Genomic DNA, 16291 nt, shown 5'->3' on the forward strand with positions numbered 1-16291 from the left:
TCACGGGAAGGTTCCTCTTCTCCGCTGACTTTTTTTGTGCTGTCCTCCATGGGAGGCGGCGCGGGCATGCTCATAAGTGATCCTTCCAAAGCGGGGGTGAACGAGGCAGGCAAGTCGGCTCTGATGTCAGTAGCAAACGTTGGTAATGACAGTCATAACAATTTACCAAGTCGCGTCAGATCTTATCATGCATAACACTCGATGGCGAGGCTTTAAGGAGGACGGAACAAGTGGGAGCTGGATCACTAGAGCAACCCCATGAAAGACGATCATCCAGCATGACCTTCGCACTGCGATGGGCGCATGAAAACTTGCGTATGATTACGATAATTGCACTACTTTCATTCGCTATGGCTTTCATGTTCTTGATGATGTTGCACGGTACCGCGATTAAGCGCGTATCGGTCGTTGTAGACGGACAGGAGCTTATGTTCCAAACCCGGCAAGGGGAGCTGCAACGAATACTGGATGAGCAAGGCATAACGGTCAGTGAGCACGATCGATTATCGCATTCGCTGGATGCGGCGATTCAATCGGGCGATCGGATTACGATTACACGCACGACACCTGTACAGCTTACAGCTGACGGAGAGACCCGAACGATCTACACAGCGGGTACAACGGTGGAAGAGGCGCTAGCGGACTTGAACGTAACGCTCGGTGAGCACGATAAGGTAATGCCGGCGAAGGATGCGGAGCTTACGGCGAACGCAGCGGTTCAGGTCGTGCGCGTAACGAAGGAGCTCGGCGAGGTCGAGGAGAAGGTCGCATTCGACATCGTTAAGAAGAACGAGCCCAAGCTGCTCAAGGGCAAGGAACAGGTCGTACAGGAAGGTCAGGAAGGCATCGTTATTAAGCAGCTGGAGAAAGTATATGAGGACGGCGTGCTCGTCTCCGAGCAGGTTGTCGAAGAGAAGGTTCAGCAGGAAAGCAAGCAGCGGATCGTCGCGGTCGGAACGAAAAATCCGGTCGTTGCTTTGTCAAGCTCCTCGCCCAATGTGGATGAGGTGATGAAGAATGGCATCAACTTCGGTTATAAGCAAGTGATTAAGAACTTTACCTTAACCGGTTATTCAGCCGGACCCGCGTCGACTGGCAAGGATGTCAATCATCCGCAGTACGGCGTAACTTCATCAGGTGCGAAAGTGACAGAAGGTCGTACCATTGCAGTAGACCCTAAAGTAATTCCGATCGGCTGGTGGGTATATATCGAAGGCCTCGGCTTCCGCCGTGCGGAGGATACGGGCAGTGCCGTGAAAGGAAACAAGATCGACGTTTATTTCGACAGTCATAACTATGCCAGCCGCTTCGGTACGAAGAGTGGCTACACGGTATACATTATCGGCCCGAAGAAGCCGTCGGCGAATTAGGAGCTTGCAATTGGGCAAGACTAGATTCATTATAGATATAAAGTCAGCAGGTGAAGAAGAGGTGCCTCAGGCGGCCTCTTCTTTTGCTTGTTTATGCAGAAAGGAAGCAAGACGTGATGATCAAGGAGCTAATTGTAGTGGAGGGCAAGGACGATACGACGGCGATCAAGCGGGCAGTAGAGGCCGATACGATCGAAACGGGCGGCTCGGCCATTAATGACGCCGTGATTCGGCGCATACGGCTTGCACAGGAGCGTCGGGGAGTGATCGTGTTCACGGACCCGGACCATGCGGGCGAGCGCATTCGCAAAATTATCGCCAAGGCGGTGCCGGGCGTGAAGCACGCGTTCCTGACACAGAGCGAGGCGACCAGCAAGGGCGATATCGGCGTCGAGAATGCCTCGGTCGAGTCCATTCGAGAGGCGCTGTCGAAGGTGCGTACGGATACGCAGGCGAGCGAGTCGCTAATCGAATGGGAGGATCTGATGGATGCCGGTCTCATCGTACATCCGCAGGCGGCCTCTAGACGCCTGCTCGTAGGCAATAAGCTAGGTATTGGCTATTGCAACGGCAAGCAGTTCTATAATCGGTGCCGGATGTTCCAGATTACGCGTGAGGAATTCGAAGCGGCGGCGCGTGATCTGTACGATGCGGACCAGGAGGGGGCGGCACAATGAATCGTGAGGACATACAACCGGCAACAGCCCAAGGCGAGGTCTTGGACATCGCCTCACCGAAGCGGACGAAGGAGCTGCTGCAGAGGCATGATCTGACGCTGAAGAAGAGTCTGGGTCAGAACTTCCTGATTGATCCTAATATATTGAACAAAATCGTCGGTGCGGCCGACCTCGACCCGTCGAAGGGCGCATTCGAGATCGGGCCGGGCATCGGCGCCTTAACGCAGCAGCTGGCAAAGCGGGCGGCGAAGGTCGTCGCGGTCGAGATCGACCAGCGGCTGCTGCCGCTGCTAGAGGAGACGCTTGCGCCTTATCCGCACGCTCAGGTCGTCCATGGCGATGTGCTGGATGTCGATCTGCATGCTTTGTTCCGCGAGCATTTCAACGGGCTGGAGAAGGTGAGCGTAGTGGCGAACCTGCCGTATTACGTCACAACGCCGATTCTGATGAAGCTGCTGGAGGAGCGTCTGCCGCTCGAGAACATCGTCGTCATGATTCAGAAGGAGGTCGCCGAGCGGATGGCTGCGAAGCCTGGCGGCAAGGAGTATGGCTCGCTTAGCATCGCGGTTCAGTACTACTGCGTGCCTGAGGTCGTGACGATCGTGCCGCACACCGTGTTCATCCCGCAGCCGAATGTTGATTCGGCGGTCATCAAGCTGGCTGTACGGGAGCGTCCCCCTGTTGAGGTCGATGATGAGGCATTCTTCTTCGAGGTCATTCAGGCGAGCTTCGTTCAGCGGCGCAAGACACTGTACAACAATCTCTCCGCGAAGTACTTCACGAAGGAAACGAAGCCGGAGCTGGAGCAGCTGCTCCACGGAATCGGTATCGAGCCGTCAAGGCGCGGTGAGACGCTCTCGATGGAGGAGTATGCCAAGCTGGCCGCGGCGCTGGCTGCCTATCTGAAGCGATAGCGGGTGAGCCTCGCTACGGTGCTCTAGGGAATTGGGCGGATTGCCTGCACCAATTGCCTATACACGCCATACGATAGACGAGGAGGCGATGCAGCCATGAAACAGGGAGACCTGGTCACTCGGAAATCGTATGGTGGTGACATTATTTTCAAAATCCAAGAAGTCCGCAGTCAATATGCGGTGCTCCGCGGGGTCGAGCTTCGCCTGCTGGCGGATGCGCCCTTGCTCGATTTGGAGATGAGCCACCAGCTCGATAGCTATCACGATACGGCCATGCTGCGGCCGAAGTGGCTTGATCGGATGCGTCAGCAGGATACGGCAGCTGCGATGCCGCAGCAGAGCTGGACAGGGGCGGAGCAGCCAGCTTCGGGCGGTGCGCTTACGCCGCTGCCTAAGCCTAAGGTGAAGCCTGTCTACTTCGACATGCCCGGCAAGGTGCTTCACCTCGACGGTGATCCGAATTACTTGCGTAAATGTATGAATCTGTACGGAGAGCTGAGGGTGCCGGCTGAGGGCTATTATGTAGCGGAAGCGAATATGCCTGATGCGGTGTATCGGCTGCTTCCGCAGGTGAGACCTGACATTCTGGTCCTTACAGGCCATGACGGTATATTGAAAAATCGCGCAGGCGCCGATATTACGCAGCTCAGCAGCTATAAAAACTCGCACAATTTCGTGAACGCGGTGCGTGTCGCCAGACAGTTTGAAAAAAATCGAGACGCCCTTACGATCATTGCCGGTGCATGTCAATCGCACTTCGAGGCGCTGCTGCAGGCCGGTGCGAACTTTGCCAGCTCGCCAGCCCGGGTGCTCATACATGCGCTCGACCCGCTGTGCGTGGCGGCTAAGGTTGCGTTCACTCCAATACGGGACACTGTGAATATACTCGATGTCATCGGTTTAACATACAGTGGCTTGGAGGGGTTAGGCGGTGTCGAGTCGCTTGGCAGCTACCGCCGGGGAGTGCCCAAATTGCCATATTTGAATTCGAATTAAGCGCCTAGCAGGCGCTTTTTTTAATATCTTTGTGTACATAATAAGCGCGTAGAGAAAATAAAGTTCGACACCATTCGCGAAAACCGCCAAAACTCGCTTTTCAGGCGCGAATAATTAAAGAAAATAATAATTGACATTTAATTTGTCCCGCTGATATAATATTCGGCTTAAATTGACATACTACCTGTGTTGCGTTATAATCTAACAGGAAAGAGGTGGTAGTGGACAATGGCTAAAAATTCGCTATTGGAGATCAAACGTTGTTTGGAACCTCATGTCGGGCAAAAGATAATGCTAAAGGCGAACGGCGGCCGCCGCAAAACGGTTGAACGTTCAGGTGTCTTGGAGGAAACCTACCCTTCCGTTTTTATTGTCAAGCTGGATCAAGAACAGCAATCCTTCAAGCGCGTTTCGTACAGTTACGCGGATATTTTGACGGAATCCGTCGAAGTTACAGTATGTCAAGACGACGGGGAATTGCGTATTACCATACAGCAATAAGCTACATAAGGGCGGTTGACCGTGGCAGCGGTCAGCCGTTTTTGTTGTCGCCGCAACATTGTACAATCATTGTACCCACATGAAAAGGGTTTATTCTTTTTTCGAAGAAAATGATGGTCAGAGTCCGATATGCATGGAATTGTGTCCTTGGCGCATACTACATCACAACCTTAAAGCTACAAAACGCTAAGGGAGGTTCATATATGGGACGCAGACGAAGAGGCGTAATGTCCGAAGACTTCAAGTATGAGCTGGCGAAGGATCTTGGGTTCTACGAGCAGGTAGAGCGTGAGGGCTGGGGAAGTATTCGTACGAAGGATGCAGGTAATATGGTGAAGCGGGCGATTCAAATTGCAGAGGAAGCGCTGGTGAAGCAGATGGCTACTCAGAGCCCGACCTACAGCGGAGTCCATGCCAACACCTATCGTCAAGCACAGCCTTACCAAGCTCCTGTAGGAGCGAGACTCAGCGCGCGGGGTGTACGTGATATGGAGCCGCAGTCGAGCCAGCATGGCTATATGCCGATGCAGCCGCCGGCTTCCATTGTGCCGCAGCCAAGGCCGCAAGCGCAATCGGTTCCGGTTCATCCGCTACCTTTCTTTGTGGCAGATCAGCAGCAAGCGGCTCGACAAGGCTCGACGCATTTTTACCAATAGCAGCTCACACGGTTAAGCTAGGGTGGCGCACGGTGCCGCTTTAGCTTTTTTTTGTCCTCGATTTGGTATAGTATTAGTGCAAAGGCATTCGGCCGACAAAATGAGGAAGAAGCGTTAAGTTACCTAGAAAGTCAGACCGTGCAAAGTAGGTGTTGTATGAAGGTGTTCGAGAAGGCGCCGGCCAAGATCAATTTGTCGCTGGACGTGCTACATAAACGAAGTGATGGGTATCACGAGGTTGAGATGATTATGACGATGGTCGATCTCGCGGACCGACTGGAGATGCAGGAGCTTCCCCGCGATACGATCATTATTTCCAGTCAAGCCGGCTACATACCGCTGGATGAGAAGAATTTGGCCTTCCAGGCAGCTCGTCTGATCAAGGAGCGGTACCAGGTCAAGCAAGGGGTCTACATTCATCTGGATAAAAAAATTCCGGTCGCCGCCGGTCTAGCAGGCGGTAGCTCGGATGCGGCAGCGGCGCTGCGCGGCCTGAACAGGCTGTGGAGGCTCGGCATCGGTACAGAGGAGCTGCAGAAGCTCGGGGCTGAGCTCGGCTCGGATGTGCCCTTCTGTGTCACGGGCGGCACCGCTGTGGCGCGTGGGCGCGGTGAGAAGCTCGAGCATATCGAGTCGCCTCCCCAGTGCTGGGTCGTACTGGCGAAGCCTCCGATCAACGTATCGACGTCGGAAATATACGGCAAGCTGAAGGCTTCGGAGATTCAGAGGCATCCATCGACTGCGAATGTGATCCAAGCGATTCAGGAGAAGCGATTCGACCTGCTCTGCCAGGAGCTCGGCAACGTGCTGGAGGAAGTGACGCTTCGTCTGTATCCGGAGGTGCGTCAGCTGAAGGACATTATGACACGTCTGGGTGCAGACGGTGTGCTTATGTCGGGCAGCGGCCCGACGGTGTTCGGCCTGGTGTCGAAGGAAGCTAAAATTCCGCGCATCTATAATGGGCTTCGCGGCTTCTGTAAAGATGTATACGTCGTTCGTCTTCTCACATGATGATGTAATTATTTATAACATATATGTAACAAAAAAAATCATGAACCTTCTTGATCAAAGCCGTATAAAGATGTTATATTTTCAATATAATATTCGGATTTTTGTGGCTTGTGGTCCGGCATAAGGGGGTTCTCCATTGAAAAAACTAAAAAGAAGCGCAAGATTGGTGGAAATGACTCAATACTTGCTCATTCGCCCCCACACTCTGATTCCGTTAACGACCTTTGCAGACCGATATTCTTCGGCCAAGTCTTCGATCAGCGAGGATCTGGCTATCATAAAGGAAGTTTTCGAGGAGGAAGGCCTCGGGGAGCTGCAGACGCTTGCGGGTGCGGCAGGAGGCGTACAATACATACCGAAGGTGGCGCCGCATAACGCTCTTGAATTCGTGCAGCAGCTGTGTCGCCAGCTCGAGCAGCCTGAGCGTATTTTGCCTGGGGGCTACTTATATATGTCTGATGTTCTCGGTCAGCCGATGATTCTGAATGAAGCGGGCAAAATATTCGCCTCTGCGTTCGCGAGGAAGGACATCGATGTCGTCATGACCGTGGAGACGAAGGGGATTCCGCTCGCCTATGCGACGGCAACTTACTTGAATTTGCCTGTCGTCATCGTCCGCAGAGACAGCAAGGTGACCGAAGGCTCGGTCGTGAGCATTAATTACGTATCCGGCTCGACGAAGCGGATTCAGACGATGTCGCTTGCGCGTCGCGCGTTGAAGGAGCAATCCCGCGTCCTCATTATCGACGACTTCATGCGTGTCGGCGGAACGATTCAAGGGATGATGGACTTGCTGCAGGAGTTTAAGGCATCGGTAGAAGGCGTCGGTGTTTTTGTCGAATCCGGCGAGGTCGAGGAGCATTTAGTCGAAGATTATATTTCGCTGGCGAAGCTCTCGGCCGTCGATGCGAAGTCGAAGCAGATCAAGGTCGTGCCTGGCACCTACTTCAACAATGTGACAGCGGACGATCTCAGCTAGATATGATTTCAGGAGGGAGTAATGATGATGTCGATTCAGATTATTAAGACGGAGCAGGCGCCGGCGGCGATTGGTCCTTATTCGCAGGCGATTCAATACGGAAGTCTCCTCTTCACGTCCGGTCAGATTCCGCTTGGCGTTGATGGGCAGGTGGTGCAGGGCGGCGTTGAGGAGCAGACGCATCAGGTGTTCCGTAACTTGCAGGCAGTGCTGGAGCAGGCAGGCTCTTCATTCCAGCAAGTCATCAAGGCGACGGTGTTCATCAAAGATATGAACCAGTTCGCACAGGTGAACGAGATTTATGCTTCCTACTTCGGCGATCATAAGCCAGCAAGATCGACGGTTGAAGTCGCGAGACTGCCGAAGGATGTACTGGTCGAAATTGAGTTGATTGCCGCGATTGCTGTCGAATAATTTTGAAAGTATTAAGAATTTGTAAAATTGACTAAATTCGTCGGATGGAAGAAGGATTTTGCACTAAAATGTGGAATTACTACCTCAAGTCTTCTAGATGGGAAAAGGTGGTGAACCTAGTGCAAATTACAGACGTCAGGCTGCGTCGGGTCAACTCCGAAGGCAGAATGAAAGCCATTGCTTCCATTACTATTGATAACGAGTTTGTCGTACACGACATTCGCGTCATTGACGGTAACAACGGCATGTTCGTGGCAATGCCAAGCAAGAGAACTCCAGACGGTGAGTTCAGAGACATCGCGCATCCGATTTCCTCCACAACGCGGGAGAAAATTCAGGCCGCTGTTCTCGCGGAGTACGATCGTGCCGCAACGGAAGAAGAAGTTATCGAAGAAGGTGCTTAATTCAGTCTCTCGGAGAGCCGGACAGGCTCTCTTTTCTTTTGTACCAAACTAGGCTATATTCAGGATGGATTCGATATTCAACGGTTAGGGGATGAACGAGCTTTGAAGCATATGGGTATCGTACTGGCTGCCGGTCAAGGCAAGCGGATGAAGTCGAAGCTGTATAAGGTGCTGCATCCGGTATGCGGCAAGCCGATGGTCGGGCATGTCGTGTCAACGCTGGAGAAGCTGCAGGTTTCCCGTACAGTTGTCGTCGTCGGTCACGGCGCTGAGATGGTCAAGGGCTACCTTGGGGATCGTGCCGAGTACGCGCTGCAGGCTGAGCAGCTCGGCACAGGTCATGCTGTGCTGCAGACGAAGGAGCTTCTAGCCGAGGAGGAGGGTCTGACGATCGTCATCTGCGGTGATACGCCGCTCGTGTCGGTGGAGACGCTCGAAGGCATGATGACGCTCCATAAGGAGCGGGGAGCAGCGGCGACCATATTGACCGCGGTCGTCGACCAGCCGAAGGGATACGGTCGCATCATTCGCGACGACTCCGGTTACGTGACGAAGATTGTGGAGGAGAAGGACTGCAGTGAGGAGCAGCGCCTCGTGCAGGAGATTAATACGGGCACGTACTGCTTCGATAACCGCAAGCTGTTCGCGGCGCTGTCACAGGTGACGAATCAGAATGCGCAGAATGAGTATTACATCACGGACGTCATCGCCATCTTGAACGGGCAGGGGGAGCGGGTTGACGGCTACGTGCTCGCCGATAGTGCCGAGTCAATCGGCGTGAACGATCGTCTGGCGCTGGCCGAGGCGGAGCAGGCGATGCGCACGCGCATTAACCGCAACCATATGCTGAACGGCGTCACGATCATCGATCCGGCGAGCACTTATATCGAAGCGGATGTGCAGATCGGAGCGGATACGGTCATCTACCCAGGCACAGTGCTGCGCGGCGAGACGGTTATCGGCGAAGACTGTGTGCTCGGACCGCAGACCGATATTGCGGACAGCCGTCTGGATGCGGGCGTCACGGTGAAGCAGTCGGTGCTGCAGGAGGCCGTCGCAGGCAAGGGCTCGACAATCGGGCCGTTCGCTTACTTGAGACCGGGAGCAGAGCTTGGGCAGAAGGTGAAGATCGGTGATTTCGTTGAGATCAAGAATGCGAAGCTCGGCGACGAGACGAAGGTATCTCACCTGAGCTACGTCGGCGACGCGGTCATTGGGCGTAATGTCAATGTCGGCTGTGGCGCGATCACGGTCAATTACGACGGCTTCAACAAGCAGGTGACGATCGTCGAGGACGACGCGTTCGTTGGCAGCAACGTCAACCTGATCGCGCCTGTCGTTGTCGGTAAGGGCGCCTACGTCGTGGCGGGCTCGACGATTACGCACAATATTGAAGCTGGCGACCTTGCGATTGCCCGGGAGCGCCAGGTGAACAAGGCGGGCTACGCCGACAAGCTGCGGGCGAAGTTCGCTGCCAAGAAGGCTCAGGAGAAGAAGTAGTCCACTTGGATAACAGTAGGCTCTGAGAGATCTTGGTTCTGGCTACGCCAAATGCATTTATATTTTTTTAAGCTGGAAGGTTTTAGACCTCCTTCGATTTGGGCAAAGTAGTAGAAGCTACGCATGTGCCCAATTGAAGGAGGTCTATTGATCATATGGCATCTACATTGAAAGCAGAAGCGCGCAACGGCAGTACGAAGGGTGACCGCAACAAGCTGCGCGCGCAAGGTAAGGTTCCGGCGGTCGTCTACGGCAAGAAGGTGTCCCAGACCTCGATTGCGATCGACCAGAAGGAGCTTCTCGCCCTCTTGAAAATTAATCCTCATGCGATCATTGAGCTGGACGTGCCAGAGGTCGGCAAGCAGCCGGTCATGATTAACGAAATTCAGCGTGATTATATTACGCGCCAGCTGCTCCATATCGACTTCCACCAGATCAATATGGATGAGCCGGTCAATACGACCGTTCGCTTGGACTTCGTCGGCGATCCTGCAGGCGTTCAGGCTGGAGGCATTCTGCAGATTCAGCGCCACGAAATCGACATTCGCTGCTTACCGACGCAAATTCCGTCGTCGATCCCAGTCGACATCAACGGACTTGAGGTGGGCGAAAATATGTTCGTATCGCAAATTCAGGTGCCTTCCCATGTCGAAATGAAGACCGACGCCAACGACGTTGTCGCGACGATCCTCAGCCCGCAGAAGGCGGAGCCGGAGACGTCACCTAGCGAGCCGATTGAGGTAGCGGATACAGCCGTTGCCAAGACCGAGGCGGAGAAGGCCGAGGAGCCAGTATAAATCTCAAGCTCGTGACCGTATGACCACGTCATCCCATTGAACGTCAAGCGCAGCATGTCTCAAGTGATCCTTGAGCGTCCTGCGCTTTTTTCATTAGAACGGGCCGGGGAAGGGAGGATGTGGCAAGGGCTGAGCAATTCAGGTATGATGGGAAGCAAGTAGCGTTGAAGGGAGCAGGCGAAGTTGAAATGGTTTGTAGGACTCGGGAATCCGGGCAAGCAGTATGAATCGACGCGCCACAATATTGGCTTTATGGCGCTTGATCGGTTTGCGGAGCGGCATAGCATCAAGATCACTTCAAGCAAGTGCAAGGGACTGCTCGGTGAAGGGGTTATCGGCGGGCAGAAGGTGTATCTGCTGAAGCCGCAGACGTATATGAACTTGTCGGGGGAGTCGATGCGCTCGTTCATGGACTTCTATAAAGCGTCGATTGAAGATCTGATCGTCATTTATGACGATCTGGACACGCCGTTCGGCAGCATCCGGCTTCGGTATCAGGGCAGCGCGGGCGGACATAACGGCATCAAGTCGACGATTGCACATCTCGGTACCCAGTCGTTCAATCGGATTCGGATGGGCATCTCCCGGCCTGCGCCGGGGCGTGATATTGCTGATTACGTGCTGCACACGTTCTCGAAGGAGGAATTCGCGGGGATGCCGGCTGTACTGGATCGTACCTGTGACGCGATGGAGCATGCGCTGTCGCATCCGTTCGAGACGACGATGGCGAAGTTTAACGCTTAGCGAACGGTTGGTCGAGCTGGGTACGTACCAGGCGGGATACGTGGCAGTAGCCTGTATGATAGGTGTGGATACAGTATGCATTTTTGCCATGAATGGCTAATCTCCGACTCGGATGGGAATAATGGTGCTAAGTACCGCTTTGCTCGGTGAAGCGCTAGGGAGGTTAGCCGTATGGCCATTACGTACAAATGTCGACATTGCAGCACGCTTATTGGAGAAATTCGTCACGGCGAAGTGAATGAATTTCAGCTCGGCTTCCATTTCTTGACCCCTGAGGAACGTAGAGATATAATATCGTATGACCCATCTGGGGATATCACCGTTAAGGTGGTTTGCGATTACTGCAAGCAAGCGTTGGAAGCCAACCCGGAGCTATCGCTCCTCGCGAACCCGTTGCAATAAGCGCTCGCGGTCGTCCGTCTTGCAGGCGGAAGCCCGACGCAAGATAGGGTATCGCGTATCGGCTGAACGGCTTACAGGATGAAGACCGGCCTAAAGCGATTGTCGCTCTAGGCTTTTTTTAGAGTTCAGGCAACGATGCCGCCCGCATGGTACATTGTTTTAGAGCATGCATGTAAGTCGAGGAAGGTCTGCTGCGTTGCTGTTGGGCGTAGAGGCTGTGTATACGGGATGCATAAGAAGCTGGCGGTAATAGGTGGAGAGGGGTGTCCCGGTTGCAAGCATTAATCCAAGCGTTCTCTGCTGATCCGGAATTTAAGAGCATTGTATCCGGCATCCGGTCGGGAATGAGAGAGCAGTTGATCTCCGGTCTTACCGGTTCGTCGCGGCAGGTGATGCTGGCCTCGCTATATGAGGAGCTGCGTCAGCCGCTATTTGTAGTTACACACAATATGTTCGCCGCGCAAAAAATGTTCGAGGACCTCGTCGAGCTGCTGCCGCCAGGTCAGGCGCTGCTGTTCCCGGCGCAGGAGCTGCTCGCAGCCGAGGCGGCGATTGCCAGCCCCGAGATGCTGGCGCAGCGCATTGATGCCTTATCCCGGCTAGCCTCAGGCTTTCGCGGGATTGTCGTCGTGCCTTATGCGGGCATGCGCAGACTGCTGCCGCAGCGCGAGGCGATTGAGTCGGCACGGCTAACGGTGCAGGTCGGGCAGACGCTGGAGCTGGAGGCGTGGATGGCCCGCCTCGTCGAGTTCGGCTACGAGCGCGTAGACCGCGTCGAGACGAAGGGTGAGATGAGCGTGCGCGGAGGGATTATCGACCTGTTCCCGCTCACCTCGCCTCATCCGTACCGGATCGAGCTGTTCGATGTAGAGGTCGATTCGATTCGCTCATTCGATGTGACCGACCAGCGGTCGATCGACAAGGTGGAGGAGCTCGTCATTACGCCGTGTCATGAGATCGTCGCAGATCGGAACCGTTTACAATCGGCGGCGCAGCACGCCTATGAGCTGCTGCAGGAGCAGCTGGGCAAGGTGACCGATCGTGCGGTTAAGGACCGCTTGCTCGAGCATGTGGGGCACGAGGTGGAGCTGCTGCGGCAAGGGCAGCACTTCCAGGGTATGTTCAAGTATGCGGGCCTTATTTACCCGGAGAAGGAAACGCTGCTCGATTATATGCCGAAGGATGCCGTCCTCATCGTCGATGAGCCGGCCCGTCTGCTCGAGACGGCGAAGCAGCTGGAGAAGGACGAGGCCGAATGGATGACCGGCTCGCTGTCAGACGGCAAGTGCTTGCCGCAGCTGACGCTGTCGAAGCCGTATGAGTCGCTGCTTCATCGTAAGCCTTACCCGACCTTATACATGTCCTTATTCTTAAGACAGGTTCCGAACACGACACCGCAGAACATCGTCAACTTCATGTGCCGTCTGATGCAAAATTTCCACGGTCAGATGAATGTGCTCAAGAGTGAGATGGAGCGCTGGAAAAAATCCGGTGCCCAGGTGATGCTGCTCGCCGGCGATGCAGACCGGGTGGAGCGGATGCGCCGCGTGCTTGCCGATTACCAGATTGAGGCTCCGCCTATCGTGGAGGGCAATCTTCAGACCGGCTTCGAGCTGCCAAGCATTCATCTGGTCGTCATCACCGAAGGCGAGATGTTCACGCAGAAGCAGCGCAAGGCGCGCAAGCTCGACAAGAAGATCGAGAACGCGGAACGGATCAAGAGCTATCAGGAGCTGAAGGTTGGCGATTATGTCGTACACGTCAATCACGGGATCGGGAAGTTCGTCGGGATCGGTACGCTCGAGGTCGGAGGCATTCATAAAGATTATTTGCACATTATGTACGCCGGCGGCGATAAGCTGTCCGTGCCAATCGATCAGATCGATCATGTCCAGAAGTATGTCGGCGCGGAGGAAGGTAAGGAGCCGAAGGTCTATAAGCTCGGCGGCACCGACTGGAATCGGGTCAAGACGAAGGCACGCGCTTCGGTGCAGGACATTGCCGACGATCTGATCAAGCTGTACGCGGAGCGTCAGGCGACGGTCGGTTATGCGTTCAGTAAGGACAGCACGTACCAGCAGGAATTCGAGGGCATGTTCCCTTACGAGGAGACGGGCGACCAGCTTCGGGCCATTGAAGAAATTAAGGTCGATATGGAGAAGCCGCGGCCGATGGATCGTCTGTTGTGCGGCGACGTCGGCTACGGCAAGACGGAGGTTGCGATTCGTGCAGCGTTCAAGGCGGCGATCGATGGCAAGCAGGTAGCGGTGCTCGTGCCGACGACGATTCTCGCCCAGCAGCACTATGAGACGTTCCGTGAGCGCTTCGCGGGCTATCCACTGAATATTCAGGTGCTTAGCCGCTTCCGCTCGAAGAAGGAGCAGACCGAGACGATGAAGGGCGTGAAGACGGGCGCCGTTGACGTCATCATCGGGACGCACCGGCTGCTGTCGAAGGATGTGCAATTCAAGGAGCTCGGCTTGTTGATTGTCGATGAGGAGCAACGGTTCGGCGTGTCCCACAAGGAGAAGCTGAAGCGGCTGAAGACGAACGTCGACGTGCTCACGCTGACGGCGACACCGATTCCGCGGACGCTGCACATGTCGATGCTCGGCGTGCGCGACTTGTCCGTTATTGAGACGCCGCCGGAGAATCGATTCCCGGTGCAGACGTACGTCGTGGAGTACAGCACCTCGCTCGTGCGCGAGGCGATCGAGCGGGAGCTTGCCCGGGAAGGGCAGGTGTACTACTTGTACAACCGTGTGCAGGGCATTACGCAGATGGCGGAGCAGATCTCCATGCTCGTGCCTGATGCGAGAGTGACCGTAGCTCACGGGCAGATGTCCGAGCAGGAGCTGGAGAAGACGATTCTTGACTTCCTCGACGGTGAATTCGACGTCCTCGTCAGCACGAGCATTATCGAGACCGGCGTCGATATCCCGAACGTGAACACGCTGATCGTGCACGATGCCGATAAGATGGGCTTGTCCCAGCTGTACCAGCTGCGCGGCCGCGTCGGGCGATCGAACCGAATCGCTTACGCCTATTTCACGTATCAACGGGATAAGGTGCTCACCGAGGTAGCGGAGAAGCGTCTGCAGGCGATCAAGGAATTTACAGAGCTCGGCTCAGGGTTTAAAATTGCTATGAGGGACTTGTCCATTCGCGGAGCAGGCAACCTGCTTGGTGCGGAGCAATCCGGCTTCATCGCCTCGGTCGGCTTCGATCTGTACTCACAGATGCTGGCGGAGGAGATTCAGAAGCGGAAGCAGGAGATGGGCGGCGAGGAGGTTCAGGAGGTCAAGGTCGGCTCGACGCAGCTGGATATTCAGCTTGACGCTTACATCCCAGGCGACTACATCTATGACAGCGTGCAGAAAATTGAGATTTACAAGAAGGTGGCTGCCGTTCAGACGCTGGAGGAGGCGGCGGAGCTCCATGATGAGCTCGTCGACCGGTTCGGTGACTTGCCGGATGCGGTGCACAACCTGCTGCTGGCCGCAAGGCTGAAGGTGTACGGCTCGATGTATGGTATTGAAGTCATTTCACAAAAAGGGCTGGATTATGAGCTGACGTTCCACGCTGACCGTAACGGCAGTCTGGACCCGGAGGCTTGGGCGCAGTTGACCGAACAATTTCAACGCGTGAAGCTTGTGAACGGACCTCACATGGTTATCGTGACTAGCGGAAAGGGATTGACGCCAGAACAATCCATCGAATTGCTCGAAAAGCTTCTGGTACAATACAAGCGTGCGCTGAAATCGAAGGGAGAACTGCAAAATGCATCAAAATAAACGGAACAAAAAACGGGTAATCGCGCTGCTAATGGCGCTCGCGCTGGCCTCGAGCCTCGCTGTAGGCTGTGGGAAGAAGGACGAGGCAGCACCGGCTCCAGGAGCCGAGACGCCAGCAGCTCCAACAGGAGATGCGTCCGAGGTGCTCGTCGCGTACAAGGGCGGCAAAGTCACCCGGGCTGAGTTCGATAAGTTCGTAGGCATCAACATGGTGTTCTACCCGCAGTATGAGCAGTTCAAGACCGACGCTGCGTTCCAGCAAGATATTATGAACCAGCTGATCGTATTCCGCATTATGGGCGCTCGCGCGAACGATACGGTCAAAGCGGAAGCCGACAAGAGAGCAACCGAGCAGATGGAGCAGATCAAGATGTACCTGGGCATGCAGGAGGGTGGCATGGACAAGGTGCTCAAGGATGCGAATGTGACGGAGCAGGATCTGCATGAGTTCGTGAAGGGCAGCATGATGGCGATGATTCAGGCGGAGAGCGAAGTGACCGAGGATAAGGTGAAGGCCGCTTACGACAACAACCTGAAGCAGGATGCTGACATGTATACGGTCGCAACGGTTCGTCATGTGCTCGTCGGTACGACAGATGCGGCAACAGGTCAGGCATCGCGCACGAAGGAAGAGGCGCTGGCACGCGCGAAGGAAGTGCAGCAGAAGCTGACGGGCGGCGGAGATTTCGATGCGCTGGCGAAGGAATATTCCGACGACCCGGGCTCCAAGGACAGCGGCGGCAAGTATGAGAACGCCGAAGTATCCCAGTGGGTACCGGAATTCAAGAAGGCGGCAATCGAGCTGCCGATCGGCAAGATCAGCGATCCGGTCGAGACAAGCTTCGGCTACCACGTTATGAAGGTCGAATCGCGCAGCACGAAGAGCTACGACGAGGTGAAGGAAGGCCTTCGCTCGGAGGCCGCTCAGAACGTCATCTACGACTTCCTGGAGAAGGAGCTTCCGGGTCTGATCGAGTCGAACAAGCTGCCGAAGCCAGAACCAGCAGCACCGGCTCCAGCTACGGAAGCACCGAAGACCGAGGAGAAGAAGTAACAATTACCAGAGCGTCCCGCAGGGGCGCTCTGTTTTGTTTTGTCAATAATGGACATAATGAAGACAGCGGCAGCCTAT

15 protein-coding genes and 1 pseudogene are annotated in these 16291 nt (G+C 55.0%); all 16 read left to right on the top strand.

Annotation, left to right across the window (positions count from 1 at the left end; all coding sequences use genetic code 11):
• Window positions 1-278 precede the first annotated feature (278 nt).
• The 16 genes and pseudogenes from PAE68_RS02825 to PAE68_RS02900 all read left to right on the top strand — a co-directional run bounded on the left by PAE68_RS02825 (window position 279) and on the right by PAE68_RS02900 (window position 16213).
• Window positions 279-1370, top strand: coding sequence for a 3D domain-containing protein (locus PAE68_RS02825; RefSeq protein WP_281890878.1), 1092 nt, complete (start codon window positions 279-281; stop codon window positions 1368-1370).
• Between the two features lie 116 nt (window positions 1371-1486).
• Window positions 1487-2047, top strand: coding sequence for a ribonuclease M5 (gene rnmV, locus PAE68_RS02830; RefSeq protein WP_281883860.1), 561 nt, complete (start codon window positions 1487-1489; stop codon window positions 2045-2047).
• Entirely contained in the window at window positions 2044-2961 is a 918-nt protein-coding gene (gene rsmA, locus PAE68_RS02835; protein ID WP_281883862.1) for a 16S rRNA (adenine(1518)-N(6)/adenine(1519)-N(6))-dimethyltransferase RsmA, read from the top strand. The genes rnmV and rsmA overlap by 4 nt, the downstream gene beginning before the upstream one ends.
• 96 nt (window positions 2962-3057) lie before the next feature.
• Window positions 3058-3957, top strand: coding sequence for a sporulation peptidase YabG (gene yabG, locus PAE68_RS02840; protein ID WP_281883864.1), 900 nt, complete (start codon window positions 3058-3060; stop codon window positions 3955-3957).
• Window positions 3958-4185: 228 nt separating this feature from the next.
• A complete protein-coding gene (gene veg, locus PAE68_RS02845; protein ID WP_281883866.1) occupies window positions 4186-4458 on the top strand; it encodes a biofilm formation stimulator Veg in 273 nt (90 codons plus the stop codon).
• A gap of 203 nt (window positions 4459-4661) precedes the next feature.
• A pseudogene (locus PAE68_RS02850) lies at window positions 4662-4835 on the top strand (small, acid-soluble spore protein, alpha/beta type); the annotation flags it as partial.
• 435 nt (window positions 4836-5270) lie between these two features.
• Complete coding sequence (ispE, locus tag PAE68_RS02855) at window positions 5271-6125, top strand: 4-(cytidine 5'-diphospho)-2-C-methyl-D-erythritol kinase (RefSeq protein WP_281883868.1); 855 nt, start codon at window positions 5271-5273, stop codon at window positions 6123-6125.
• 136 nt (window positions 6126-6261) lie between these two features.
• On the top strand, window positions 6262-7104 hold the full coding sequence (purR, locus tag PAE68_RS02860; RefSeq protein ID WP_281883870.1) for a pur operon repressor: 843 nt from the start codon (window positions 6262-6264) through the stop codon (window positions 7102-7104).
• Window positions 7105-7128: 24 nt separating this feature from the next.
• Entirely contained in the window at window positions 7129-7518 is a 390-nt protein-coding gene (locus PAE68_RS02865) for a RidA family protein (protein ID WP_281883872.1), read from the top strand.
• A gap of 119 nt (window positions 7519-7637) precedes the next feature.
• Window positions 7638-7922, top strand: a complete 285-nt coding sequence (spoVG, locus tag PAE68_RS02870) for a septation regulator SpoVG (RefSeq protein ID WP_068605342.1) — start codon at window positions 7638-7640, stop codon at window positions 7920-7922.
• Between the two features lie 111 nt (window positions 7923-8033).
• A complete protein-coding gene (gene glmU, locus PAE68_RS02875) occupies window positions 8034-9422 on the top strand; it encodes a bifunctional UDP-N-acetylglucosamine diphosphorylase/glucosamine-1-phosphate N-acetyltransferase GlmU (protein WP_397379373.1) in 1389 nt (462 codons plus the stop codon).
• A 155-nt stretch (window positions 9423-9577) separates the two neighbouring features.
• Window positions 9578-10219 (top strand): 50S ribosomal protein L25, encoded by a 642-nt coding sequence (locus PAE68_RS02880; protein ID WP_281883879.1) that lies wholly within the window; start codon window positions 9578-9580, stop codon window positions 10217-10219.
• Window positions 10220-10402: 183 nt separating this feature from the next.
• Window positions 10403-10963, top strand: a complete 561-nt coding sequence (gene pth / locus PAE68_RS02885; RefSeq protein ID WP_281883882.1) for an aminoacyl-tRNA hydrolase — start codon at window positions 10403-10405, stop codon at window positions 10961-10963.
• 171 nt (window positions 10964-11134) lie between these two features.
• A complete protein-coding gene (locus tag PAE68_RS02890) occupies window positions 11135-11365 on the top strand; it encodes an anti-sigma-F factor Fin (RefSeq protein ID WP_281883884.1) in 231 nt (76 codons plus the stop codon).
• 272 nt (window positions 11366-11637) lie between these two features.
• On the top strand, window positions 11638-15159 hold the full coding sequence (gene mfd / locus PAE68_RS02895) for a transcription-repair coupling factor (RefSeq protein WP_281883886.1): 3522 nt from the start codon (window positions 11638-11640) through the stop codon (window positions 15157-15159).
• Window positions 15146-16213 carry a peptidylprolyl isomerase gene (locus PAE68_RS02900; protein ID WP_281883888.1) on the top strand — a complete coding sequence of 356 codons (1068 nt, stop codon included), beginning with the start codon at window positions 15146-15148 and terminating at the stop codon, window positions 16211-16213. Before mfd ends, PAE68_RS02900 begins: the two co-directional genes overlap by 14 nt.
• Window positions 16214-16291 lie beyond the last annotated feature (78 nt).

The organism is Paenibacillus sp. YYML68 (assembly GCF_027923405.1).
Taxonomy (GTDB): Bacteria; Bacillota; Bacilli; order Paenibacillales; family NBRC-103111; genus Paenibacillus_G.

Coding starts and splice junctions, on each gene's coding strand:
- PAE68_RS02825 (WP_281890878.1), top strand. CDS start 279: ATGACCTTCGCACTGCGATGGGCGCATGAAAACTTGCGTATGATTACG.
- yabG (WP_281883864.1), top strand. CDS start 3,058: ATGAAACAGGGAGACCTGGTCACTCGGAAATCGTATGGTGGTGACATT.
- PAE68_RS02900 (WP_281883888.1), top strand. CDS start 15,146: ATGCATCAAAATAAACGGAACAAAAAACGGGTAATCGCGCTGCTAATG.
- rnmV (WP_281883860.1), top strand. CDS start 1,487: ATGATCAAGGAGCTAATTGTAGTGGAGGGCAAGGACGATACGACGGCG.
- PAE68_RS02890 (WP_281883884.1), top strand. CDS start 11,135: ATGGCCATTACGTACAAATGTCGACATTGCAGCACGCTTATTGGAGAA.
- ispE (WP_281883868.1), top strand. CDS start 5,271: ATGAAGGTGTTCGAGAAGGCGCCGGCCAAGATCAATTTGTCGCTGGAC.
- PAE68_RS02865 (WP_281883872.1), top strand. CDS start 7,129: ATGATGTCGATTCAGATTATTAAGACGGAGCAGGCGCCGGCGGCGATT.
- PAE68_RS02880 (WP_281883879.1), top strand. CDS start 9,578: ATGGCATCTACATTGAAAGCAGAAGCGCGCAACGGCAGTACGAAGGGT.
- glmU (WP_397379373.1), top strand. CDS start 8,034: ATGGGTATCGTACTGGCTGCCGGTCAAGGCAAGCGGATGAAGTCGAAG.
- veg (WP_281883866.1), top strand. CDS start 4,186: ATGGCTAAAAATTCGCTATTGGAGATCAAACGTTGTTTGGAACCTCAT.
- rsmA (WP_281883862.1), top strand. CDS start 2,044: ATGAATCGTGAGGACATACAACCGGCAACAGCCCAAGGCGAGGTCTTG.